Origin of the sequence: Tychonema sp. LEGE 07196, from assembly GCF_963890365.1 — a bacterium.
Classification (GTDB): domain Bacteria; phylum Cyanobacteriota; class Cyanobacteriia; order Cyanobacteriales; family Microcoleaceae; genus Microcoleus.
Genome location: NZ_CAWPRX010000011.1, coordinates 1 through 23,373, shown reverse-complemented (window position 1 = coordinate 23,373; position 23,373 = coordinate 1). Strand labels below are relative to the sequence as shown.

Below are 23,373 nucleotides of genomic sequence, written 5' to 3'. Positions count from 1 at the left end.
CGATCGCGAAGTCGAAAAATCTAAAATCTACCCGTGACTCAATCCATAACCAGATACCCTGTCCCCGCAAGGCATTCGTGGAGAGATCGCAATTTTAGACTTTTGTTCGAGTTCTGGTGATTCACCTGCTGCAAGTAAATCTAAAATCTAAAATCTAAAATCTAAAATCGACTTACCCACTAATAAATTTGCCCGCTATTCTAGCTTAAAGACTAACCCTTACACTTAAGCTTCTCTGTAAAGGTCTATGAATCCTTCTGCATCTTCCACCAATTATTCTTCGGGCGACGTGATAGATGTCGCTGTTATCGGCGGTGACAATCACCATCAGGAACGCTATTCTTCCCCTCCCTCTTCTCCTCCTTCTTCTCCTCCCCCTTCCCCTCCTGCGGCATCTCCCTCTAGCAGTGCAATGATCCCGACACAGGGAAATTTGTCCGGCATTCTTGACCTCCTAAACAAGCAAAGTTTCACAGTAGTAGTTAAGGAAGTAGAAGACAAACTTAAGGTTGTCAATCAAACCTTGGGAATGCTCGACAATATCCTTGAGAGCGAGGGATTTGATGCCATACTCAACGAGATGTTGCAGTCGATCACCCGAAAAACAGGGGAATTGCTCAATGCCGATCGCAGCACGATATTTTTATTAGACGACGAAAAAAATGAGCTCTGGGCGATCGTCGCTAAAGACGAAAATGGTAAAAACCTAGAAATCAGAGTTCCCGCCCACGTAGGTATTGCCGGAGAAGTAGCCACAGACAGAAAAGTGGTTAACATTCCTTACGATTTTTATAACGACGAACGATCGGCTAACGCCAAAAAAACTGATGAAAAAACGGGCTACCGCACTTATACAATGCTGGCAATGCCCCTGATCAATGAAGTAACAAATGAGTTAGTAGCAGTCGTTCAACTGATTAATAAACTCAAACCGAACCACGAAAATTACCATACTTTTGACGAACAAATCGACAGGACAGGATTTACAGAAGAAGACGAACAAGTTTTTAAAGAATTTGCTCCCTCAATTCGCCTAATCCTAGAATCTTCTAAATCTTTCTACGCAGCCACTCAGAGACAGCGGGCGGCCACGGCGCTGATGAAAGCTGTAAACGCTCTTTCTAAGAGCAGTCTAGACTTAGAAGATACCCTAAAAAGGGTGATGGATCAGGCTCAAGAACTCATGAATGCCGATCGCAGCACCCTCTGGCTGATCGACGAAGACAAAGACGAACTGTGGACAAAAATCCCGATTGCCGGCAACCTGAAAGAAATTCGTATACCCAGAACCGCCGGTTTTGCAGGCCAAGTCGCCCAATCCAGCCAACCCCTGCTGATTCCCTTTGACGTGTACGACGATCCCCGCGCCGCCACCTCCAAAGAAGTCGATCAAAAGTCCGGCTACCGCACTTGCAGTATGCTGTGTATGCCAGTATTTAACTCCGACAAAAAATTGATTGGAGTTACGCAGTTAGTCAACAAAAAACGACAAGGAGAATTCCCTCCCTACAACCCCGCAGATTGGCCGCACGCCCCCGAACAGTGGAAAGCGAGTTTCAATCGCAACGACATGGAATTTATGGAGGCGTTTAACATCCAAGCCGGAGTCGCCCTGCAAAACGCCAAACTGTTTGCCGAAGTCAAACAGCAAGAACAAAGACAAAAAGATATGCTGAACGCCCTGACTAACGGGGTGATATCTACGGATAAAAAAGGCAATATAGTAGCGACAAATCCTAGTGCCAAAAAATTACTCGGTGTCAGCTATGCCGCATTAGCAGAAGGCCAATCTTTGCGCGAGTTAATTAAGTTAGAAAAAGGCGATTTTGCCAAGTGGTTCGATGCTTCTTTGAAGCCAGAAGACGAAAAAGATCGCCAGCAGTATTACCCCGATCAAATTTTGCTCTCCTTTGAAGGAAAAACGCAGAGTATCAATCTCTCGATCAACTCAATGACCGACGCTACCGACCCCAACAAGGTCAACGGCGCGTTAGTCGTCATGGAAGATATTAGCAGCGCCAAACAAGTCAAAAACTTGATGTACCGTTACATGACTCCAGAAGTAGCCGAAGCGCTATTAGCTTCAGGGGATACAGGATTGGGCGGCAAGCGCAAAAAGGTTTCGGTGCTGTTCTCAGACATTCGCAGCTATACCACACTTACGGAAAAATTGCAAGCCGAAGAAGTGGTAGTCATGCTCAACAAATATTTTGAAGTCATGGTAGATGTCGTATTCGAGTACGGAGGCACTCTCGACAAATACATCGGCGACGCTCTGATGGCAGTTTTCGGCTCTCCAGCGCCCCTGGAGGATCATGCTTGGTGCGCGATGCAAACCGCCGTGAAAATGCGGGCAAAACTCGACGAGTTCAATGCCGATCGCACGGCACAGGGTGAATTGCCCATCAGTATCGGTATGGGCGTGCATTCCGATGAAGTTGTCAGCGGCAACATTGGCAGTAGCAAACGCATGGAATTGACTTCGATCGGAGACGGCGTAAACCTCGCCTCTCGCTTAGAAGGTGCAAGCAAGCAGTACGGCACCGACTTGATTATCAGCGACAATACTTACAAAGATTATAAAGATCGGCTCTACGTGCGAGAACTAGACTTTATTACTGTCAAAGGCAAAAGCGAACCCGTCATCGTTTACGAACTTGTCGGCATCCGCGAAGGATGCTCCCCCGTGGGCAAACCCCTGACAGAAAAACAGGAAAAAATTGTAGAACATTACAACAATGCCCGCGAATATTACAAGATACCAGTCACTCAAATACTCTCCGAGAATGAAGTTAAAAACATCTTAGATAATGTGGGGGAAATGCCGGAAGCAGAAATTAAAAAACTGTCCTACAATGTCGAGCAACAGTTGGAACAGGAACTCAAACAACTGCTATATCAAGTCAAAAAACTGTCAGATTACAACCCAAAAAATCTGTCGGAAGCCGACAAACTTATCGTGCTGTTGCAGCCCGAAATTGAACTGCTGAAATTGGAGGGACTCAAAAATCTGTCGGAAGACGAAGCAAGAATGCTGATCCAAGCAAAAATCAAGCCGCTTTCAGTAGAGGAGATTCAATCCTTGCAAGAGGGTGAAGTCAAAAAATTGTTGGAAGCAGACATCTTAGAACCGTCAAATCCTCAAATTAAGAGGCTCAAACCCGCACAAATCAGGCAACTATTGCAGGCGAAAATTAAAAGTCGAGCCTCCGCAACAGTGGCAGAAATGTTAGATGAGGAATTTCCAAATCTCGGACTCGATCAAGTGAAAAAACTGTTGAGCGAGTTTAAGAAAGCCTTGGAACCAAAAGCCAAGCAAGCTTTTAGAGACGCGGAACGCGAATTTAACCTCGTTCTGGAAGTTGACCCCAAAAACAAGGCAGCTAAATTGCACGTCGATCGCTGTAATTTATTTAAGCTCAGACCTCCAGATGTACTAAACTGGGACGGCGTGTGGAATCTCACCGAAAAATAGCAGCAGCACTCGGGTTCGGACGGGGGCCGAGTGCCCGATCGGGGTGCGCCCCGCCCTCCAACAAATTAACCTTAATATCCTGTTAGAGCAATTTTAAATAAGCTCCAACGGGTATTATTGTTAAATAAGCCGACTTCAACTCGCTTGCCTCGATGCAGCCAGATGCCCGCGTTTGGCGCTACCTGCTGCAACAAAGCTCTTCTACCGTAGGAAGAGCTTAAAAAATAGTTAGGACTTGCGCCAGCATTGCCCAGTTTCTGAGAAAGATTTGGGCCAAAGGCGACAAAATATCCGCTCAGCAACCGGGTTTTTGACTGGGAGCGTGAAAGTCTTAATAGCGTTGGCAGATCCTAAAATCAACTTGCTTTCATCAATAAGTCAACGTTCTAGTCTTAGATATAGAAAACTACTAGCATTAGTTATGGATAATTGGAATTCGCAATCGGGAGATATTGAGTCGGTAGAGCAGATTTACCAACTATTGCTAGAGATTGCTCGCAGCTCACTGTCAGATATCCCCAGAATCCCCGAAAACATTACTCTAAAGTCTCTTCCCCTGCTCCAACAATTACAAAGCATTCAGCAAAGGCCCCAGGAACAAGCATTTAAATCTGATTATTTTTCAGTAAACGACCTCGAATGGGTGGCTCAAGTCCGCCAACTGCTCGAAGAACTGATCGGCGAGTCTTTGTCGGAACGACCCAAAATGCCGGAAAACATGGCGGGTAGAGCTTTGAGTCTGGCAGATAAGGCACAAAGTATCAAAGAAACAATTGAAGAAAAGGCGGCCTGCGGCCCCACAGAGGAAGATGAGAGTTCCTTGGAGCCTCCAGACGCGCTGCTGAATCTCTTGCACCAGAGTTTAAAAAGTCAGCGCGCCAAAAGCTACAAACCCGATGCTCCCGAATGGCAGCAAGTCTTGAGCCTGCTAGATGTAGTGAAGTCAATTTACAAGCAAATTCAAAGTTAAATTCAAGCTTAACTCAGGCCGGTCTTTATGGTGCGCGATCGCTAGCTATTAAAGGCGGTTGCTCTTTGAGAGAAATTTTTTGGCTGTAGCCCGAACATTTCAGATTATTGCCTTTTTGTCAACTAAACTAGGTTTAATCGGTTAAGCGGCAGCAGAGCATGAGCGGACAAAACATCGGCGATTTGTCAAGAGAAATATTAGCCGATCGCTATCAGTGCGATCGGCGGCTCGGCAAGCAAGCAGGACGGCAAACATTACTCGCCCGCGACTTAAACACGCAACAGCAAGTAGTAGTCAAACTGCTCTCATTCAGCAGCGACTTTAACTGGGAAGACTTAAAACTGTTTCAGCAAGAAGTCGAAACCTTAAAATCCCTATCCCATCCGGCAATTCCCCAATATCTAGACTCCTTTGAAATCGACACTCCCAGCCGCAAAGGATTCGCCCTAGTTCAGACTTACATCGAAGCCAAATCCCTACAAGAATATCTTTCAGACGGCCGCAGTTTCAGCGAAAGCGAAGTCAAACAATTAGCCGCATCATTACTAGACATCCTCGCATACCTGCACCAGCGACAGCCCCCGGTGATTCACCGGGACATTAAACCCAGCAATATTTTGCTCAAAAATCGATCGGGAAACAGCGTCGGCGAAGTTTACCTAGTCGATTTTGGTGCAGTTCAAACCCTAGCCACACAACAGGGAAAAACAGTCACCGTTGTCGGAACCTACGGCTATATGCCGCCAGAGCAATTTGGCGGGAGAGCAGTTCCCGCTTCCGACTTGTACAGCTTGGGAGCAACATTAATCGCCTTAATTACCAAGCAGCATCCAGCCGATTTGCCGCAAAAAGATTTGCAGCTCGAATTTGAGCAAATTACCCAACTGAGTCCCAGTTTTACCAATTGGCTGAAGTGGATGACAAATCCGAGTTTAGAGCGCCGTCCCGCCTCAGTTCAGATCGCAAAAGAAGTTCTAGAAAAACCACAGCAAATCAATAAATATTCCCTGCCATTGAGACAGGGAAAAACTGTGAGTACCGGCAAATTGTTCTGGAATGCGATTTGGCGCAGCACTTTGACAGGAACTCTAGCTGTAGGATCTTATCTAGCAGCTAGTGTGATATTTATGTCTATTTTTAGTTCGATTAATCAGAATTCATTCGATGAGATAATTATGTTTTTTCCAAGTCTGGTTTTTTTTATCGGCTTGCTTCCGGGATTAGGGAACGGCATCATTGTAGGAATCGTGACGCGCTTGTGGTTTTTCCCCCTAACTAATCCCAAACTTCACCGACAAGTTTTAAATGCAATTAGTATCGTCTGTATTTCGACATACTTCGTCTTGGCGCAGATGAGACGAACTTCGAGTTGGGGGGATACTATTTTATGGGCGCTTGTAACCTGTATAATGCCAATATTGTTAATGCAGGCAAGTAACAAGTATTTTTCCCAGTGGTATAAACAAGAAAGTCAACTGTAATTTAAAATTTATATAAAGTAGGTTGGGTAGACCTTCGACGGAGTTTATCCTGAGCGTAGCCGAAGAGTTCAGAAACCGGGATAGCGAACCCTACGCTTCGCTCCGCCCAACACTCTATTTTAAATAAAAAGTTGGGTTTCGCAACCTCAACCCAACCTACATATTTTGGCTTTAACTAAAGTTAACATTAAGGTGAAAAATATGACGGCAAAAGTATTAGCAGAACGCTACGAAGTGCAGCGGCAACTTGGCAAACAAACAGGCCGCCAAACTTTGCTGGCTCGCGATCTTCAAACTCAAGAATTAGTTGTCATCAAACAGCTATTCCTCGGCAGCGATTTTGAATGGCAAGACCTCAAGCTATTTGAACGGGAAGCGGAAACTTTAAAAGCACTTTCTCACTCAGCAATTCCTCGCTACCTCGACTACCTGGAAATTGACGAACCAGACAACAAAGGATTTGCCCTGGTACAGACTTATGTAGAGGGGAAAAATTTGGAAGACCATTTGCGTTCCGGGCGTACTTTTAGCGAAAGCGAGGTGAAACAATTAGCTAAATCGCTGTTAGAAATTTTGATTTATTTGCACGAGCAAAATCTGCCTGTTATTCACCGCGATCTTAAACCCAGCAATATTTTACTGCACAGCAGATCCGGTCACTCGGTGGGACAAGTTTATTTAATTGATTTCGGTTCGGTGCAGAACCAAGCTGCAAAATTTGGCGGCACAATTACAGTCGTGGGAACTTACGGATATATGGCACCAGAACAATTTGGCGGGCGATCGGTTCCGGCTTCTGACCTCTACGGTTTAGGCGCAACTTTAATTTATTTGGTAACGGGTTTGCATCCTACGGAACTGCCGCAGCAGGATTTGAGAATTCAATTTGCCGATCGCGCAGCGCATCTCAACCCAGATGTAATAGATTGGCTGGAGTGGATGACAGAACCTAGTTTGGACAAACGGTTATCTTCGGCTGAGGAAGCATTGCGATCGCTCAAAAATCCCCGCCCGACCGACAAAATTATGGCATTGCAGCCGCAATGCAGCGATATTAAACTGACACAAACTTCGGAGTTGATAAAAATTATAATTCCACCGCAGGGAGTCGGTTTTGGTTTAATTGCCATCTTTGCGGGTTGGATTCCTGCGAATCTCAAATTATTGCTAGAGTTTGTTGATGGGCGGACATATCCGGTACTTAATCTAATATCAATAATTTGGTTGGTTACGGTACTAGCAATGTTTATATGTGCGCTATTTAGGGAATCGTGTCTGAGAATCGATCGCCAGAAAATCTCCTATACCAGCCATCTGCTAGGGTTGAAATGGAATAATTCCATGCCAATCCCCAGACAGGACATTTGTCAATTGGAAATTGAAGAAATTGGAGACAAAGCTTCTCAGATGATTGTTCGAGCCGGCAACCAAAAATATCGACTGGGAGTGAAGCAGGGACTAAGTAAATCAGAAATCGAGTGGTTAGCAACAGAAGTAAGCCAGTGGTTGGGATTGAAAATTATAAGAACTTTGACAGACGGTAAAAAAAAGATATCGATGTGAAAATATCTCCTTCGCCCAAACAAACCATTCCCCTCTTAAACTGTGGGATGAGCGTCCCGCCCGTCCACTCTATTTTTTGTGGAATGGGCGTCCCGCCCGTCCGCTGTATCTTCTCGCCCTCCGGCCACATTCTCTCAATCTGGTGCAGCATCGCTCCCGATCGCCCGTAAAATGCTATCAAAGGGATTTGGCAAATAGCCCTCATCCCCGATCGTCTGTTAACTTGGAGGATATTATTGTGGACTTATCGCTAATTCCGGCACAGCCAAAACCAGGACTGCTCAACGTCCTGATCGAAATCACAGCCGGTAGCAAAAACAAGTACGAATTTGATAAAGAGATGCAAGCCTTTGCTCTCGATCGAGTGCTCTCTTCCTCAGTCCAGTATCCCTGTGACTACGGCTTCATACCCAACACCTTAGCTGACGATGGCGACCCCCTCGACGGCATGGTAATGATGGACGAGCCTACATTTCCAGGCTGCATTATCGCAGCTCGTCCGATCGGAATGCTAGAAATGATCGACGGCGGCGACAGGGACGAAAAACTGCTTTGCGTTCCCGACAAAGACCCCCGCTACGCTCACTATAAGTCCCTCAAAGACGTAGCCCCCCACCGCTTGGACGAAATAGCCGAATTTTTTAAGACCTACAAAAATTTGGAGAAAAAAGTCACAGAAATTCTGGGTTGGCAAGATGTCGATCGAGTCATGCCCTTAGTGGAAAAGTGCATCGCAGCCGATCGTAAATAAGCAGCATCCGCAGCGCAAGTAAAAAGCATTTTTTTGTTTGAGTGCTCTCTCGGCTCGCCTATTCTACAGGCAAGCGACCGAGGAAAGCACGCATTAAAGCTTTCGCCTTCGGTGCTCCGGGCAAATAAACCCCTAGCCCCCACTCCTCCACTGCAAGCAGACTCAAAATTCAGCAAGCCGAACTTAAGGCGACGGCTGCACGTCTAAGAATGTAGTAGAGGAATGGTTGGCTAGAATATCAAACAGTCGCGAATGCCGAGCAGGCAGGGGATTCCCCAAAAACCCCCGCCTGCTAAAATGTTGAAAAAAATACTACTCGTAGAGTAAGATCGATAGCAAATTCTAAGCAAACGGGCGAGCGCATTCTACGTTTGAGAAAATTTTACTCGGTTGGTTTCGGGATCGAGCGTTTTATATCTCAGCAGATAGGTAAAAACTAAACACTAAAAATAAAAATAAAAATCTCAATTGCCAAGTTCCTGCGCTCAAACCTAAAAAAAAATGTCAGATTCTTCCCCCTCTCAAGCAAATTCACAGCCTTCCGATAACAAAGCCACTAGCTCAAACAGTCCTTTGACTGAGTTTTTAGTTCAGTTTTGGGGCGTGCGGGGCAGCATCGCCACCCCCGGCACCAAAACAATTCGCTACGGAGGTAACACCTCTTGCGTAGAAATGCGCTTGGGCAAAAAACGCCTGATTTTTGACGGCGGCACCGGTTTGCGAGTTCTGGGGCTAAATCTGCTGCGACAAATGCCGGTGGAAGCTTATATGTTTTTCAGTCACACTCATTGGGATCACATTCAAGGCTTCCCGTTTTTTACTCCTGCTTTTATTCCGGGGAACTGCTTTCACATTTACGGAGCGATCGCCCCCAACGGCACTACAATCAAACAGCGTCTTGCCGATCAAATGCACCACCCCAATTTTCCAGTTCCCATTCAGGTGATGCAGTCAGAACTCAAATTTAACGATTTGACACCAGGGGATATTCTCGAACTCGACGATGTGAAAATAGAAACAGCACTGCTCAATCACCCCAATACTGCGATCGGATATCGAGTTACTTGGCAAGGACACACGGCTGTCTACTGCACCGATACAGAGCATTTTCCCGATCGCCTCGACGAGAATGTCGTACACCTAGCCCGCGACGCCGACGTGCTAATTTATGATGCTAACTACACCAACGAAGAGTATTACGACTTCAAAAACCCGAAAGTCGGCTGGGGACACTCGACTTGGCAAGCAGGAGTAGAAATAGCCAAAGCTGCGGGAGTCAAAAAAATCGTGATGTTTCACCACGATCCTAGTCATGACGACAATTTTCTCGATCGTGTCGAAGCAGACGTGCAATCAGTTTTTGCCGATAGCTGCTTGGCCCGCGAAGGCATGACCATACCAGTGATTTAGGCAACAAATCGAGTCCCTGCGGGCTGCGAAAAAACCGCCTCCAGACCGCAAAAAATAGCAGCCTGAAGGCATAAAACACAATGAACCACAAAATTCACCTCAAGCGTCGCTCTCGTGGCTGGGTGAGGCTTTACTCAACGTTGCTAGTGTTGATAATTGTCTGTTGTACCGGAGGTGGATGGGTGGCAGCACAGACTGCCGGCTCCCACACTCCCGCGCTCCTGGCTCAAATTTCTACAGGGGAAGATATCGGCACTGTCGATCGCATTCCCGAAGCCTACCAACTCGGACAGCAACTGTACCTCGAAAACTGCGCCACCTGTCACATAGGTTTACCGCCCCAAGTATTGCCAACAGAAACCTGGCGCAGGTTGTTGCAAGACCCCGAACACTACGGACAAACCATCAAACTGCTAGTAGACCCGCCCCGCCTCCTAGTGTGGAACTACCTGCAAACTTTTTCGCGTCCCCAACCCAAAGACGAAGACCTCCCCTACCGAGCCGCCAACTCTCGCTATTTCAAAGCTTTGCACCCCAGAGTCAAGCTGCCGCAACCAGCAAATCTCAGCAGTTGCGTTACTTGTCACCCCGGTGCATCTCAATACAATTTCCGCAAGCTTACCCCGGAGTGGGAAAACTCTCCGTAGTAAAAATTAAGTTCGATCGTGGGAAAGAGGCGGACAGTCGTCCTCACTATAGCGGTTCTCACAAAAGTGAGGTGTACCCGGTTTGGCCACGGAGGCCACGGCGGCCTATCCCGGATAGTACCTCATACCAGAGCACAGAAAGGCTATACAAACCTGTCAATATTAGTTTGTAGTGAGGACTTTATTCCTTTGATACTCCCCAGGGCTGAAGCCACGGGGATTCTTGAATGAATCCGAAAACTCTCAAAGGCGTTATCAAAGCACCTCTATACGCTCAAAACAACTACCAGTACAAAGGGTATTGCAATTGCGCTTACTTTTGTTTTACTTTCGGAGTCCATCACAACGCCAGATAGGTACGCGACCTGTTCACCATTACTTGTTTACCCAGGCTACGGTCATGCCGAGACGAGATAACGAGCGGGGTTTCTCCTTAATAAAACACTTCTTCACGTAGATGGTTGTTCTTACTTGCAATTTAATTCTAATACAACCTTTCAATCGCTTGTGTAAAGAAATATTGAAGGCGGTTGAAACCGCAGCCGACTTCCTCCCCGTGTCTAAAGCCAGGGGCTTCCGTCTCGTTTTTCGGTGAAAAAGCCGGACTCGCATTCCGCACTACAAACCTGTTTCCTAGCCCGTATTCCGCATCCCCGCAGCAATACCGTTAATCGTCAACAGCGCACCCCGCAACAATTCACCCTTGCTGTAACGCGAGTGAATCACCCCCGGAACTCCGCCATTACCGTGCTGCCGCAAGCGTTTCAGCAGCGAAACCTGCAACAAACCCAAAGGCACAATCGTGGCATTTCGCAACTGTACAGATCGCTGCAAAGACGGATCTCCGTCTAACAAATGCTGGTGTCCGGTAATAGTTAAAACTAAATCCCGAACCAAGTAAAATTCCGCCGCAATTTGCTCATATAAAGCGTTGAAACGCTCCCTGTCCGCCGGCAAACCTAACTCCCGCACGTAGTGATCGGCAATCTGTAAATCCACCTTAGATAAAGTCATTTCGACCTTAGAAATTACCATTCTAAAAAATGGCCACTTCAAGTAGAAATACTGCAAAAGTTTTAAATGTTCTTCCGGTTCTTCCAGCAAAAACTCTTGCAAAGCTGTGCCGACACCGTACCAAGAAGGCACTAAAAATCGGCTTTGAGTCCAGCTAAACACCCACGGAATTGCTCGCAAACCGCTGATGTCTTTCTTGCCGCCGCGACGGGCCGGACGAGAACTAATTTGCAACTGACTGATTTCTTGTATCGGGGTAACGTGATGGAAGAAATCAACTAAATCCGGCTGTTCGTAAATTAAATGACGGTAGTGCGATCGCGATTTGACCGACAACTCCTCCATAATCTGATTCCAAGGATCGATTCCGTCAAAACCAGCGTGCAGCAAGCTAGCTTGAATTACCGCCGCCGCCACAGTTTCCAAATTGTAAAGCGCCAACTCCGGTAAAGAATATTTAGAAGCCAAAACTTCCCCTTGTTCGGTAATCTTGATTCGCCCGCTAATACTCTTTCCTGGTTGAGCCAAAATCGCCTTGTAAGCAGGCCCGCCGCCACGCCCTACAGAGCCGCCCCGGCCGTGAAAAATCCGCAATTCCACACCGTGTTTTTCAGCAACCGCTTGCAAAGCTTTTTGAGCTTTCTGAATTTCCCAATTGCTGCTGAGGAAACCAGAATCTTTATTGCTGTCGGAATAGCCCAGCATCACCTCTTGCAATTTGATTGGGTGGATTTGGTTTGGTGGATTTTGTTCGCTTGTTTCCGCTACTTCCTGCGCGTATCCTCCGGCTAGCAAAGCCCGATAAAGTGGCAGATCGAATAGCTTCTGCATTACTTCTGGGGCTTTTTTCAAATCTTCGACGGTTTCAAACAGGGGCACTACTTGAATGGTGCTAATTCCTGTCGCTGGATCGTACAGTCCCGATTCTTTTGCTAACAGCAAAACTGCCAGCAAATCGCTGACATCGTGGTTCATGCTGATGACGTAAGTTTGACAAATTTCGGGGCCAAACTCCTGCTGCATTTGTCGCAAGACTCGGAAGGTATTAATTGTTTCGCAAGTTTTGGGAGAAAATGGCAGTTCTGTGGGAATTAAAGGGCGACGAGTTTGCAGTTCGGTTGCGAGCCAAATAACTCGATCGCATTCCGACATTTGATTGTAAGATTTGGGCAAAATTTGCAAGTATTCCGCAATTTCGCTCAAAGTGTCGGAGTGTACTGTGGACTCTTGGCGTATGTCGAGGTAAGCCAAGTTAAATCCGTAAATTTCTACTTGACAAAGCAGATTTTCTAAGTCCCGACAGCTCAAACCTGTTTCGACTAAATTGCGTTCGATTAACTGCAACTCTGCTAAAAACTCAGCGCCCGATCGATAAATGCCGGTCAAGACTGGTTGTTCCGACAAAGCTTCGCGCTCGCGCTGCGACTCGTCTCCTTTGTACAGCCGCCAATTGCGATCGCGCGTATTTTCCAGTCGCTGCAGCACGTAGGCCAGCTTCAAGCGGTAAGGTTCTTGACGGTAGCGGATCGCCCACTGTTCGTAAACATCGGGAAATTCCGATTTGTCGCGATCGAGAGAGTCGAGCAATTCCGGTAATACGTCGCTCCAGTGCAGCGACAAACTCAACAGTTCGTTGAGCCGCTTCACCGCATTGATATACTTGCACATCACTAAATGGCGCTGATAGCAAGCAGTTTGCCAAGTAACTTTCGGGGTAACAGAAGGATTACCATCTCTGTCGGAACCCACCCAAGAACCGAACTTGCAAAAATTGTAACTAGGCGGTTTCAGGTAAGGGTAAGAAGCGTGCAGCGCTTGCTTTAAGCGGTGGTAGAGTTCGGGAATAGCATCAAACAGCACTTCGTCGAAGTAGTGGAGAGTGTACTCCACCTCGTCAAGCACAGTTGGTTTGAATTGGTGCAGCTCGTCAGTACGCCACCAGAGGCGAATTTCTTCCATCAGTTGCTCTTGGAGATTCGCCGCTTCCCAGCAAGACACCGGATAGGGGCTTTCAGAGTTGGCGCCCATTCCCTGAAATTTCTCGTCAACTTGGTCTAGTTTTTGGAGAATCTTCGCCATTCGCCGCTGCTTGGTGCGGATCGTGTTGCGGACAATTTCCGTCGGGTGAGCGGTAAATACTAGGCGGATGTCCAACTGATCGATCAAGCGCTGGATTTGCTGGCTAGGTACGTTCAAGCGCAGCAGCATGGGGAACAATTCGTGAAATGTCCCGGCGTCTTTGGTAATCGCCTCGCTGCTGTCTGCACCGCGAGGAGCCGTTTGGGCTGGGCCTTCCCTGTGCCGCGGGCGATCGGGCGCATCTTTTGCTTGTCCCGGCAGCTTAGCAAACATTCGCCCGCCAGCGTCGTTGCTACCGACGTAAGCTAGTTGTTGGTCTCGCTGTTCGTAGTGCTGTTCGACAATGTTGATCAACTGAAAATACAGCGCAAAAGCCCGCGCGGCCCGGATGGCTGCGTTGAGATCGAGCTTTTCGATTAGCTGTACCACATTCGATTCGCGAAAGTTAGTGGCTTGTCCCTCGGAGGAATTGAACGATCGCATTTGTTGGAGCAAATCTACTAATTCCTGCCCGCACTCCTGTCGGATCACCGATTTCCACAAGTCCTCTACTACTTTGAGGCGATTGCGTAGAAACAAATCTGATTTTGAGTAAGCGGCAGAATGGGGAATAGATGTTGCATCAATAGCCTGTTCTGAAGATTGGAGGACTGAACTCATCGGGCTGTTCCTCAATTGCTGCGGGTGTCTAGAAAATTGTATGGTTTAGTTTCGCCTAAAATTCTTTTCTTTGCGGTCAAATTTGAGACAACTTATACAATTTACGATTTACGATTTAGGATTTGCGATTGCTGATAACTTTTGACTGTCAGGCTTTGGATGGCCGACAAGATGCCTTTCCTTCTGTTTTGAAACTAATCATCTGGTGCGAAGGTACGCTATGCAGAAGCCACCTATGTATAGAGCCTTTCTGTGCTCTCATAGGAGGTATCCGACGGGCATTGGCCCGCGCAGGGCATTGGCCCGCGCAGAGCATTGGGCAAACAGGTCATTGGGCTCTAGCGTTGCGGAGGGATTGGGCATTGGGCATCTTGCCCGAAGAGCGAAGTCGAAGGGTGGGCAGTGGGCAGTGGGCACCTCACCACGCTGGAGAACCGCTATCAAATAGGAGCAAAGACCAATTCCCATATCACATATTTTACTGATTGTCAAGCTTTATGGTAAAAAAATTAACTGCGAGCTTCTGTCGGGCGTTCTACTGCTGCGATCGAGGAAATTGGAGCACCGGGAGGCGCGATCCCCGAAATACTTCTTCGCTTTCAATGCCGATCGACCGTACAAACTCAGCAGCAGCACTGGCCGCCAGCAACCCGCCCAGCATCGGTAAGGCGATCGAACTCAATAAAATATCTGAGGGAATTGGTAACTTTGGACTGTTGGGTGTTTGATTTTTGGGCAAGTCTTGGTTTTCCGACGGCATAAATTCTCCTGTATTATTTATTAATCACCCTCAGTTTACAGCAGAAGGAAGGAAGGAGGCTTGACTCGTCACCGGCCAGGTGAGCAAGAGCCGACTTTTTTCGCAGCCTGCAAGCCAACAAGAGTCTGCACAAAGTCCAGCCGACGAATTAATCTCGCGAAACGGTTTACACTCGGCAAAGAAAATACTTGTATGTAAAACTTGTAAACTGTGCTATCTGTAGAAAACAAAACCAGCTTTGACAAAATTTAAAGTCCCATGTTGAATGCGAACGGGAGTATATTGGCAGACAATCGACCGGCCGCGTCGCAGTGGGCGCAAGAAGCTTTAGGGCTTCCTGAAGTGCAGGTACAAGCTCGTTTGCGCGGAAATCATCTGCATATTCTGTGCGAAGCAGCGCAGTGTCCGTCTCAGGAATTGGTGACGGCGAGATTTACGCGCGCGATCGAACAAACTGATTTAACGCGACTGTTGCCAGAGCAATCTAAAATTTACCAGTTGTTTCTGTGCGGACGCAAACTCGGTTCCAGACAAAATGATTGGACAGTCCGGCTTGATTGCAGCAGTATCAAAGAGCAACAGCGACAGCAACAGCAGCAACAACCAAAAGTTTCCCCAGTGGCGCAAGCAAGTCCCCCCGACGGCGAACCGCCAGCAAGTCCTAAAAAAGGCGGATTCTTTGGCAAATTCAAAAATGACAACCGCAAACTCAAACAGAAACCTGAACCGGTAGAAACCCCGGCCCAACCGCCACAGGTACGGGAAGAACTCGATTTTGACGCAGAAAGTCTCCCCATCGCCTCCCGCATTGAATACCCAGAGGTTTTTGAAACTGCCCCGGTGACGATCGACACTTCGGCAACACAGGAGGCTTTCAGTCCCCCCACCGCCCCGCATAAAACGGAAAAATCATCGACAATGCAAGGAATTCGAGGCGCGGTGGCTTTAATTCAATCCCCCGAAACCGACTTTGGCGACAGCGATAGCGGTGGCACGTTGACGGTTTCGCCGGAAAGTTTGGCGCGCTTGGGCTATCCAGATGCGATCGCCAGCTATCTCAGCGAAATCCTCGGGCCGATGGGAGTGTCGGTGAAAGTCAGCATTCGCGAAAAAGAACTCAAAACCAGCCGGGAAACGCTGCAATCGAATCCAGAGGAAAATCTCAAGCCCAAGAAACGGCGGCTGCTGGTGCTGTGCGAGTCAGCCTACAGCCCAGACCCCTCCTTGCTAGCAGAACCGATCGCCGGCAGGCTGCGGAAACTAAAGCTAGAAGGTTTCGTAGAAGCAGCCATCGGCAGCCAAGTTGCAGGCGAAGCAAAGCCGGACTGGGTGCTGCGGGTGGATTTGACCCCACCGGACACAATTCTCAAAGAATGGGCTCGCTGGGGAGACGTACAGTCGATCGCCAAACTGCTCAACCAACACTTGGCCGCATCGAGAGTCGAAGTGCGCGCCACCCTCAAAGAAGCAACCCTGCATTTGTTTTGCAGCAAAACTACCAAAAAAGGACAAAAACTTAAAAGGCAAGAGTACCCAGACAAGCAGCCAACCACCGAGGCGATCGCCCCTTTGCTAGCCTCCTTCGCGCCCCAAGGCATCCGCGCCGCTGCGATTTACGGCGTAGAACCAGTAACCGACAGCAAGACGGAACCAGAGTCGCCCGTGTGGATCGAATGGGTGGACTTGCCTGCAGCACACCACCCAGACTTAGCTGCCAGCCCCAGAGCATTGGCGGCCGAAGGCGACCAATTAGCCTTGACTTTTTTGCTCAACAGGTTTCTCAATCCCAATCTGAAGCGCAAGCTGGAAACCGGAGGGATTCGGGCTGTGGTCATGCACAAAGCCAACGTGCTGCACGTCATGACTGAAGCTCTGACTTGCCCTTCTCAATCGAAGGTAGGGCCGCCGGTGGTTAAATTTTTGCGGCAGCTACAAATTCCGGCAGTGGCTGCGGTACGAGTCTACGGACGCCGTGCCGGCCAGAAACTGCCTTTGTGGCGCTACGGAATCGACCTCCGGGCGGCAGTTGACGAGCCATCAACGCAGGCGCAGCCGATCGCACCGGCTCCCTCGCAACTGGCGGTTATGGAAAAGGAAACGGTGCCGGAATTTGCGGTGGCGGAAGATGGCAGTTTTTCCGATTTGGCCGACAATTTGGTGTTTGATGCTCCGGCTGCTGACTCCTGGCGCAGCGGCTTCAAAATCGCGCTCCCAGGATATAAGCTGGGCGAGCATTTGGTTCAAGCTGCAGTGCAACCGCTTGTGGCTTCGGGTTTGTTTGTTCCGGGCGGCGGTTTGTCCACTGTGCCGGCGCGGGATGGTGCGAAAGCCGATCGCGCGGCTCGAAAGGCTTTGACTTGGGCGATCGCCGGTTGTCTGCTGACTTTCAGTACCGATTGGTTGCTCGGTCAGTTCCTGCCATCTGCGACGGTTAGTCAAGCTCCTAGCGCCTCGGAAGTTTGCAGCGACCCGAATTGTCAAAATTCATCTCCCAAGCCTTTTAGCGACGCTCAAACCTCGCTCTCTAGCGCCGAATCTCCTAGCTCAGATACCTCTGCTGGGGAGGTAAATTTGCCTCAAATCCCGTTGGAGCCATCGCCCTTGCCGAATCAGGAAGAGGCTTTCAACGGTTCTGGGTTTACAAAACCGGGGAATAATAGCGTTCCTGTAGCGGATGTTTCTACACTTCCGGTGTTCCCGACTTTGAGAAGCGAGCAGCTAGACAAACAAATAGCGCGCTATCAAGAGTACATCCGCGAACACCAAAAACCGCCGGATATCTTGATTGTAGGCAGTTCGAGGGCTCTGCGCGGCATTGACCCGGCGGTTTTGGAAACTGCTTTGGCATCTGGGGGTTATCCGGGGCTGAAGGCTTACAATTTTGGGGTGAATGGGGCTACTCTGCAGGTTGTAGATTCGATCGTCCGTCGGATTTTGCCGCCGCAACAATTGCCGAAATTGATTGTGTTGGCGGATGGGGCGAGGGCTCTCAACAGCGGGCGGCCGGATTTGACTTTTAGTGCGATCGCTTCTTCGGAAGGTTACAGACAATTGTCTCGGGGCAGTTTTCTTGTCCGCACCACTCAATTAGAATCTCCAACATCAAAAGAAACCGCCAGCAATCCGGTGGCTACTGCGGGTGAATTGGTGCAGAATTTGGAACAAAGTCAAGTTAAGGTTCAGCAAATATTGAGTCAAAAGTTGATCGAGAGTTCTGCAACTTACAAAAAGCGCGATCGGCTGAAGGAGTTTTTGCGATCGATCGCGAATCCCTCGGCCCCTATTGCGATCGCCACCCCCCAAACCGTTGGAGATAAACAAACAACTGAAAAACCCCAGCCTGTTGTTGTGGGTAAAAAACCCAGCGATTTTCAACCAAACGGCTTTTTGCCGATCGACATACGCTTCAATCCCGATACTTACTTTCAAAAACATCCGAAAGTATCTGGCTATTACGACTCCGACTATCAGGATTTTCAATTGTCAGGGGAACAAACTGTAGCACTCAAAAATCTGATCGAATTTAGTAAAGTTCGCAACATCAATCTCGTGTTTGTGAATATGCCCCTAACGGTCGATTATTTAGACCCAGTGCGGGCTGCTTACGAACAAGAATTCCGGGAATATATGCAACAATTAGCAGCTCAAACCGGACTAATTTTTCGAGATGATAGTTTATTGTGGCCGCAGGCGCGGGAATCTTTTTCCGACCCCAGCCACCTCAACCGTTACGGTGCTGTTGCAGTTTCTAAGCGCTTGGCTCAAGATCCGATGATTCCCTGGCCGGCAAAGAGATAGTTTTGAGTTTTGAGTTATTTTAGAAGTTAGCTCGTCTCGGCTGTCGCTACCGCACTCAACTTAGTTCGATCGACAGCAAGGTGAGTTTTCCTCAAAACCAGAGGACTTGCACTCCTCTCGATGGAACCTCTGGATTGCGGGTAATTTAGGAGTGAAAACTTAATAACTTGGCGTTGCTGAATACAAATATGAATTCAAGATTTCCCAATTGCTATAAGCCAAGTATGGTGAGCTTTGTAACATCAAGCAAAAAGTTGATTCATACGCCAGAATCAGCAACGCCTTTTTTTTTTACCGCAGAGGGCGCTCTTAGCGCAGAGAGAAGAGGGAACAGAGGTATTATGGTAATGTCAAATCCAGTACAATCAGCACGATCGAATTTCTCTCCCCTTTCTCTGATTCCTCTGCGTTCTCTGCGGTTAGATCTTTTAGATATTAAATCTGGCGTTGCTGAATACAAATATGAATTCAAGATTTCCCAATTGCTATAAGCCAAGTATGGTGAGCTTGGTAACATCAAGCAAAAAGTTGATTCATACGCCAGAATCAGCAACGCCCAACAGCCAACAGTCAAAAGTCAACAGTCAACAGTCAACAATCATGTCGCTCGTGTAACTGGAATCGATATAACTCACGCTCCGCGACAATCTCAAAACTATCCTTTCCTGCAGCGGAATACTCAACATGAAAAGATTGACATTTCCTAAAATTAGCAAAAATATACAGATCAAAAATCGCCGAAAAAATCTGCCTTTAATATTTTTTATATTATCTCTAGCATTTTTCTTGTTTAGTTTGTATAAAGGTTTATTTTTAAATTGGGCTTTATCAGCGCCGCCCCCCGGCAAAGAACAAACTAGCCAACAGCAAACTCTACAACCTTTCGAGCAGGTTGTCAAAGATGCCCAAAAGTTAGAGGGATTGTTTACCCTTTACCGCAATCAAGCAAATAATAAAGTTTATCTCGAAATTACACCCCAACAACTCGACAAAAAGTTCCTGTGTTTCGTGACATTGGCCTCTGGTTTGGGGGAAGGCGGCATTTTTAGCGGATTGCCGATCGGCGATTTCTTGTTTCAACTGCGGCGAGTCCAAAATAACGTGCAGTTTGTCATACCCAATATCAATTTTCGCACCAGTCCGGGCGATCCGCAAGCGGGTTCGGTGGAAAGGGCATTTAGCGAGTCTATCCTCTATTCTTTGCCGCTCAAAAGCATTCATCCCCAAAGGCAAACTCTGCTGATCGACTTAGGTGATTTGCTGATGAGCGACAAGCGCGATTTACCGGGAATAAAAGCAATTTTACCGATGATTTTGGGCGCTTCTTACTCGATCGATGAAGACAAATCTTCTTTTAAAGATGTGAAAGCGTTTCCGCTGAATGTAGAAATTGCTACTATATACGGTTTTTCCAGCGATAATGACAGTGCGGTTAACTATTTACCTTCGATTCCCGACAGTCGGGCTTTTAACCTCCGCATTCACTACAGTTTCTCGGAAGTGCCGATTAATAATGGCTACCGCCCCAGACTTGCAGACGAGCGAGTTGGCTATTTTCTGACAACATATAAAAACTTTTCTGACAAGAGCGGCCGCGATCCTTTTGTGCGCTATATTAATCGCTGGCATTTACAAAAGCAAATCCCATCCGCGCCGATGTCGCCTCCGGTGCAGCCGATCGTGTTTTGGATTGAAAATAATGTGCCTGTAGAGTACCGAAATGCTATTCGCGAGGGCATTTTGGAGTGGAACAAAGCTTTTGAAAAAGCAGGTTTTACTGAGGCAATTCAGGTCAAACAAATGCCGGACAATGCTAAATGGGACCCAACAGATGTCCGTTACAATACTATTAGGTGGTCTAGTTCTTTTGAGTCTGATTTTGCAGGCATTGGGCCGTCTCGCACTAACCCGCTGACTGGGGAGATTTTGGATGCTGACATTCTGTTGGATGCTGATATTGTCCGGCAAATTAAACAGGGCTACGGCTTCTTGGTGGAACAAAATCGATCGCTAGCGAAGAGTTTTCAAGGGAAAAATGGCTCTAATACGAGTCCTTGTCAGTTCGGGATATATTCGCGTTATCTGAATGTTCTAGAAAATGGGGATTTGGGAAAAAGCAGCGGAGAAAATTCTCAAGGTGGAATTGCTGATGATTTGCCGACTTTGGTGGAAAGATATCAAGAGCAAAAACGAGATCCCTTGTCGCGCTTGATGTCGAGTTCGGATATGTGTTTTGGGTTGGAATCGAGCAGGCAATTTGCGATCGGGGCAATGTCGGTGAATCTGTTGGACAATGCACCACCTAGCAGTACGGCGACGGACAATTATGTGAATCAATATATCCGATTTTTGACGTCCCACGAAGTCGGTCACACTCTCGGTTTGAGGCACAATTTTCACGGCAGTACGATGCTGCAACCGGATGAGTTGAACAATACTCAGATAACTCGTACTAAGGGTTTAACTGCGTCGGTGATGGATTATCTGCCGATTAATTTGGCACCTCCGGGAACTGTGCAGGGCGACTATTATCCAACGATTGTAGGGCCTTATGACGATTGGGCGATCGAGTACGGTTACAAAGTTCTTGGGGGCACAAACCCCAACAGCGATTTAAGGGCGCTGCAACAAATTGCCAGCCGCGCGGGGGAACCGCAATTAGCTTACGCGCCGGATGAGGATACTGTTGACAATCTCGATCCGGCTGCTAATACCTTCGATCTCAGCGGTAATATGCTGACGTATTCGCAATGGCAAATGGATAATGCTAGGGCGATGTGGAAGCGTTTAGAAAAGCGAATTCCGGTTGGGGAAGAGGGTTATAACGAACTGCGGGTGATGTTTGATTCGCTGTTTGGGTATTATGTCAATCAGGTGATGAATGCTACTTTGTATGTCGGCGGACAGTCGTTTAATCGGATTCGCCCAGGAGATAGTAATGGGAAATTGCCGTTTGTGCCAATCGCACTTTCTCAGCAGCGAGAAGCTTTGGCTACATTGGACAAGTACGTATTTGCCCAGGATGCTTTTAGTTTTGCGCCGGATTTGCTGAATAAATTAGCACCTTCGCGTTGGGCTCGCTTGGGAAGTCCGGCTTTGGTGTTTCCTCTAGATTACCCGATCGGCGATCGAATTACTTTTTTGCAGCGGTTTGTGCTGCGGGTTTTGCTATCTCCTACGCGACTGGCGCGACTGCGGGATGTCGAGTTAAAATCAGCGCCGGAAACTGCTTTGAGGTTGCCGGAATTGTTCGATACTTTGCTTCATGATATTTGGAAAGAGGTTTTGCAGCCGTCCAAGAAGATGCAAATTTCAACTTTTCGGCGTTCTTTGCAGCGGGAACATTTGGCAATTTTGATGGGAATGGTGCTGCGAAAAACCAGTGCTCCTGAAGATGCGCGGACTCTGGCTTGGTACGAGTTGCGGCAGTTGCGGGAGGGTTTGAGCAAGAGTATTCGGAATTTGGATCGGAATGCGGATGCTTATACGCGGGCTCATTTGGAGGAAACGCGCGATCGAATTTCTAAGGTTTTGAATTCGCAGATTCAGTCGAATTAATCTTATATATGGCTTACGCATGGGTGCCCAGAAACCGGGTTTTTTACGAGAATATTTCGTTGCCACCCGCAGATTCGATAAAAAACCCGGTTTCTTTGGTGGAAGTGCGTAATTCCTGACTTATTAATTCGGTGTTTCTATCTTCAATCAAAAATTATGACTACAGATACTTCCAACAAACATCACCTGCGATTGGCGCTATTTTGGGCCTTACTGGGGAGTCTGGCAGCGTTGGCATTATTTCCTTATCTGCTGTCTCTGAATCCAGCAGTCGGGCAAGTGCCTGCACCGTTACCTGTTATAGCTATTGCGTCCGCCCTTCAAACTGGACTTCTTTTGATTCTCCTGAATTGGATTGGACTGCGACTAGGAAACTCAATGGGACTCGATAGCCCCCTGGTTCGTGCGCTGGTGTATCGACAGCCTGTTCCCACTCTTTCTAAATCTGGTATCAAAACGGCACTGATAGTCGGTGCCGTTGGTGGAATCGTCTTAATTGGATTGAGTTTAGGGTTTGAACCTTGGATGCCTCCAATGGCTTCAACAACTGCGTTAAAAATTGACCTCTGGAAACGCCTATTAGCTTCTTTCTACGGAGGCATTACCGAAGAACTATTGCTGAGACTATTCGGCATGACATTAATTTCATGGCTGCTTTGGAAGCTGTTTCAGAGGAATCGATCTAAACCTAGCGGGTCAATTTTTTGGCTAGCAATTGTGGCGGCGGCGATTCTGTTTGGTGTGGGTCATTTGCCTGCCGCTGTCAATCTCTGGGGACTAACCCCAATCGTCATTTTCCGAACGATTGTGCTCAATGCTATTTTGGGGATTCCCTTTGGATTTTTGTACTGGCGCTGGGGGTTGGAGTATGCAATGTTATCTCATTTTTTTGCCGATGTGGTACTGCGTGGAATAGGAGGAAGTTAGAAAATTGTTCTTGTTTTCCATCCACCCGAAGTCCGACAGCATACTGGATATATCAGTGGTTGCGATCGCAATTTGATCTTTGTGTTCTAGAACAGGGTTTATCAATGGGAGATTAACATTTTGAGTATTCATCTGACCTTATGCCGGCCAAAGCTGGGGGGGTGACAAAGAGGTCTACGAGATAGACTGTATAAGGGTTGCAGCCCGCATACCTTGTTGATAAAAGCGGCGTTTAGAAGGACTTAACTTCATTAACTGTTCCACATCGAAAGAATATTGT

14 protein-coding genes are annotated in these 23,373 nt (G+C 47.6%); 11 read left to right on the top strand and 3 right to left on the bottom strand.

Going from position 1 to position 23,373, the window contains the following annotated elements; genetic code table 11:
- Positions 1 to 247: 247 nt before the first annotated feature.
- Positions 248 to 3,475 (top strand): GAF domain-containing protein, encoded by a 3,228-nt coding sequence (locus AACV78_RS01185; RefSeq protein WP_194010971.1) that lies wholly within the window; start codon positions 248 to 250, stop codon positions 3,473 to 3,475.
- Between the two features lie 71 nt (positions 3,476 to 3,546).
- Here AACV78_RS01185 and AACV78_RS01180 read toward each other — a convergent pair whose 3' ends face one another.
- Positions 3,547 to 3,777 (bottom strand): hypothetical protein, encoded by a 231-nt coding sequence (locus tag AACV78_RS01180; protein ID WP_194010970.1) that lies wholly within the window; start codon positions 3,775 to 3,777, stop codon positions 3,547 to 3,549.
- A gap of 119 nt (positions 3,778 to 3,896) precedes the next feature.
- On the opposite strand from AACV78_RS01180, the gene AACV78_RS01175 reads away from it, so the two are divergent.
- The 6 genes from AACV78_RS01175 to AACV78_RS01150 all read left to right on the top strand — a co-directional run bounded on the left by AACV78_RS01175 (position 3,897) and on the right by AACV78_RS01150 (position 10,297).
- On the top strand, positions 3,897 to 4,445 hold the full coding sequence (locus tag AACV78_RS01175) for an inorganic pyrophosphatase (protein ID WP_194010969.1): 549 nt from the start codon (positions 3,897 to 3,899) through the stop codon (positions 4,443 to 4,445).
- A 158-nt stretch (positions 4,446 to 4,603) separates the two neighbouring features.
- Positions 4,604 to 5,926, top strand: a complete 1,323-nt coding sequence (locus AACV78_RS01170) for a serine/threonine protein kinase (protein ID WP_194010968.1) — start codon at positions 4,604 to 4,606, stop codon at positions 5,924 to 5,926.
- A 201-nt stretch (positions 5,927 to 6,127) separates the two neighbouring features.
- Positions 6,128 to 7,489 (top strand): serine/threonine protein kinase, encoded by a 1,362-nt coding sequence (locus tag AACV78_RS01165; protein ID WP_194010967.1) that lies wholly within the window; start codon positions 6,128 to 6,130, stop codon positions 7,487 to 7,489.
- Positions 7,490 to 7,727: 238 nt separating this feature from the next.
- Positions 7,728 to 8,240, top strand: coding sequence for an inorganic diphosphatase (locus tag AACV78_RS01160; protein ID WP_194010975.1), 513 nt, complete (start codon positions 7,728 to 7,730; stop codon positions 8,238 to 8,240).
- Positions 8,241 to 8,741: 501 nt separating this feature from the next.
- Positions 8,742 to 9,650: an MBL fold metallo-hydrolase gene (locus AACV78_RS01155; protein WP_194010966.1), complete on the top strand. Its 909-nt coding sequence runs from the start codon at positions 8,742 to 8,744 to the stop codon at positions 9,648 to 9,650.
- An 80-nt stretch (positions 9,651 to 9,730) separates the two neighbouring features.
- Positions 9,731 to 10,297, top strand: a complete 567-nt coding sequence (locus AACV78_RS01150; protein WP_194010965.1) for a diheme cytochrome C — start codon at positions 9,731 to 9,733, stop codon at positions 10,295 to 10,297.
- A 633-nt stretch (positions 10,298 to 10,930) separates the two neighbouring features.
- Here AACV78_RS01150 and ppc read toward each other — a convergent pair.
- Positions 10,931 to 14,050, bottom strand: coding sequence for a phosphoenolpyruvate carboxylase (gene ppc, locus AACV78_RS01145; protein WP_194010964.1), 3,120 nt, complete (start codon positions 14,048 to 14,050; stop codon positions 10,931 to 10,933).
- A 535-nt stretch (positions 14,051 to 14,585) separates the two neighbouring features.
- Positions 14,586 to 14,810: a hypothetical protein gene (locus AACV78_RS01140; protein WP_194010963.1), complete on the bottom strand. Its 225-nt coding sequence runs from the start codon at positions 14,808 to 14,810 to the stop codon at positions 14,586 to 14,588.
- Positions 14,811 to 15,068: 258 nt separating this feature from the next.
- Between AACV78_RS01140 and AACV78_RS01135 the strand changes: the two genes are divergently transcribed.
- The 4 genes from AACV78_RS01135 (at position 15,069) to AACV78_RS01120 (ending at position 23,093) form a co-directional block, all read left to right on the top strand.
- Positions 15,069 to 18,608 carry a hypothetical protein gene (locus tag AACV78_RS01135; protein WP_194010962.1) on the top strand — a complete coding sequence of 1,180 codons (3,540 nt, stop codon included), beginning with the start codon at positions 15,069 to 15,071 and terminating at the stop codon, positions 18,606 to 18,608.
- A gap of 462 nt (positions 18,609 to 19,070) precedes the next feature.
- Positions 19,071 to 19,223 carry a hypothetical protein gene (locus AACV78_RS01130; protein ID WP_194010961.1) on the top strand — a complete coding sequence of 51 codons (153 nt, stop codon included), beginning with the start codon at positions 19,071 to 19,073 and terminating at the stop codon, positions 19,221 to 19,223.
- A 69-nt stretch (positions 19,224 to 19,292) separates the two neighbouring features.
- The gene (locus AACV78_RS01125) at positions 19,293 to 22,166 is read left to right on the top strand and encodes a zinc-dependent metalloprotease (RefSeq protein ID WP_194010960.1); all 2,874 of its coding nucleotides are present in this window, start codon (positions 19,293 to 19,295) and stop codon (positions 22,164 to 22,166) included.
- A gap of 156 nt (positions 22,167 to 22,322) precedes the next feature.
- Positions 22,323 to 23,093, top strand: a complete 771-nt coding sequence (locus tag AACV78_RS01120) for a CPBP family intramembrane glutamic endopeptidase (protein WP_194010959.1) — start codon at positions 22,323 to 22,325, stop codon at positions 23,091 to 23,093.
- The last annotated feature ends 280 nt before the right edge of the window (positions 23,094 to 23,373 follow it).

Coding starts and splice junctions, on each gene's coding strand:
- AACV78_RS01185 (WP_194010971.1), top strand. CDS start 248: ATGAATCCTTCTGCATCTTCCACCAATTATTCTTCGGGCGACGTGATA.
- AACV78_RS01175 (WP_194010969.1), top strand. CDS start 3,897: ATGGATAATTGGAATTCGCAATCGGGAGATATTGAGTCGGTAGAGCAG.
- AACV78_RS01170 (WP_194010968.1), top strand. CDS start 4,604: ATGAGCGGACAAAACATCGGCGATTTGTCAAGAGAAATATTAGCCGAT.
- AACV78_RS01165 (WP_194010967.1), top strand. CDS start 6,128: ATGACGGCAAAAGTATTAGCAGAACGCTACGAAGTGCAGCGGCAACTT.
- AACV78_RS01155 (WP_194010966.1), top strand. CDS start 8,742: ATGTCAGATTCTTCCCCCTCTCAAGCAAATTCACAGCCTTCCGATAAC.
- AACV78_RS01150 (WP_194010965.1), top strand. CDS start 9,731: ATGAACCACAAAATTCACCTCAAGCGTCGCTCTCGTGGCTGGGTGAGG.
- ppc (WP_194010964.1), bottom strand. CDS start 14,050: ATGAGTTCAGTCCTCCAATCTTCAGAACAGGCTATTGATGCAACATCT.
- AACV78_RS01140 (WP_194010963.1), bottom strand. CDS start 14,810: ATGCCGTCGGAAAACCAAGACTTGCCCAAAAATCAAACACCCAACAGT.
- AACV78_RS01135 (WP_194010962.1), top strand. CDS start 15,069: ATGTTGAATGCGAACGGGAGTATATTGGCAGACAATCGACCGGCCGCG.
- AACV78_RS01130 (WP_194010961.1), top strand. CDS start 19,071: ATGAATTCAAGATTTCCCAATTGCTATAAGCCAAGTATGGTGAGCTTG.
- AACV78_RS01125 (WP_194010960.1), top strand. CDS start 19,293: ATGAAAAGATTGACATTTCCTAAAATTAGCAAAAATATACAGATCAAA.
- AACV78_RS01120 (WP_194010959.1), top strand. CDS start 22,323: ATGACTACAGATACTTCCAACAAACATCACCTGCGATTGGCGCTATTT.